Annotated in this window: 2 protein-coding genes; both read right to left on the bottom strand. The window is 56.2% G+C overall.

Annotated features, from left to right (window positions below; translation table 11 throughout):
- On the bottom strand, positions 1-476 hold a 476-nt coding region (locus ABZJ92_RS21940; protein ID WP_254523068.1), incomplete at its 3' end, for a prophage tail fiber N-terminal domain-containing protein.
- A gap of 21 nt (positions 477-497) precedes the next feature.
- Positions 498-1,092: Ail/Lom family outer membrane beta-barrel protein (locus ABZJ92_RS21935; RefSeq protein WP_353745880.1), on the bottom strand; the 595-nt coding region annotated here is incomplete at its 5' end.

Raw genomic sequence — 1,092 nt, 5'->3', positions numbered from 1 at the left:
GCAAAACGTTGTGCATCATCACGGGCCGTTGCGGCTGCCGCCACATCCTGCGCCGTCTGCTGTGCGTTTCCGGCTGCAGCCCCGGCACTCTGCTGCGCCTGCGCCACCATTTCCTCAAAGCGCTTCATCACCTCCGGACGTAAATCACCATCCTTTGGTGCATTCAGAAACGCGTTCAGTGTCCCCGGTGCATCAGTCGGTGCCACATCAATATCCCCGACACGGGTTGGCTGCCAGCCGTTACAGTGAAGCGCAACCTCGTAATACCCCGGCTCAGCCTCAATCACATAAGCACCGTTATTGTCCGTCACGCAAGTGGCAACAACGTGTGCCACAACGGTCGGACTGGTTCTTCTGGCCCGCAGTTCAATCGCACAATTTACGACAGGTTTACCCGCCCCATCTTTCAGTACACCTGAAATCTTTACTGCCATATTCACCCCACAAAAAGCCCGCCTGAACCAGCGGGCTGTCATAACACTGTGTTACCTGGCTAATCAGAACTTATAACCGACACCCACGATGAAACCGTCAGTGCGCCAGTCGCCACTGCCGGAACCTTCATAAGCAAGGTCAATGGCCACGGATTCGGTCGGGTTAAACTGCACGCCAGCCCCCCACGCCAGAGACGTGTTGCTGTGGCGGTTGTCATCACTCCCGGTCAGCACATCGTGCGTTTTCCCCTTGTTGTCAGTTACGCGGAGATAATCCCCGGAGAAGGTCGACACACGGCTGTAAGCCACGCCCGCCATCGCATACGCGCTGAACCATTCATTCACGCGCACAGACAGCCCCGCCATCACGCTGAACCAGCGGTTACGCACGGAATCCTCATGCCAGCGGGTATCACTGTAATGCGTTTTTTGCTCATCTTCAGCGTTGGCATAGCTGAATGACGTCACCAGCCCCAGCGTGTCCGTAAACTCATAACGGTATTTCACGTTAATCCCGTTCAGATCATCACTGCCGGGAGCGTTCGTCGAGGCATGAAGATACCCCGCGCTCAGCGTGGACCGATGTTCAGACGCCCATGCAGGCGCACCGGATACAGCCAGACAGATGGCTGCGGACAAAATGGCAGCATAAAGTTTA

Origin of the sequence: Shigella sp. FJ200513 (genome assembly GCF_040495915.1) — a bacterium.
Classification (GTDB): Bacteria; Pseudomonadota; Gammaproteobacteria; order Enterobacterales; family Enterobacteriaceae; genus ECMA0423.
Note: the sequence above shows the minus strand (reverse complement) of the source record. Positions and strands in the feature narration are given on the sequence as shown.